Source organism: Streptomyces niger (genome assembly GCF_000718305.1).
In the GTDB taxonomy this organism is placed as follows: Bacteria; Actinomycetota; Actinomycetes; order Streptomycetales; family Streptomycetaceae; genus Streptomyces; species Streptomyces niger.
In genome coordinates this window covers 1-214 of record NZ_JOFQ01000107.1, presented here as the reverse complement: position 1 = coordinate 214, position 214 = coordinate 1, and the positions used below count along the sequence as shown (strand labels likewise).

At 65.4% G+C, this 214-nt stretch carries 1 pseudogene; it reads left to right on the top strand.

What is annotated here, in order from left to right:
* Positions 1-214: pseudogene (locus IF20_RS40395) on the top strand (IS630 family transposase); the annotation flags it as partial.

Genomic DNA, 214 nt, shown 5'->3' with positions numbered 1-214 from the left:
GGGCGGTGAGCGCAGCAGGCTCATCTACCGCCCTCGCGTCCAGGGCCACCTCAAAGGGGAGCACAGGGGTTTCACCTGGCGGGATTACCGTGACCTCATCGTGCGGGCTCATCTCCAGCTCGGCGGCCCCATCGTGCTGATCTGGGACAACTTGAATGTGCACCGCAGTGGGCAGATCCGCGAGTACGCGGACCGGCACGACTGGCTCACCATC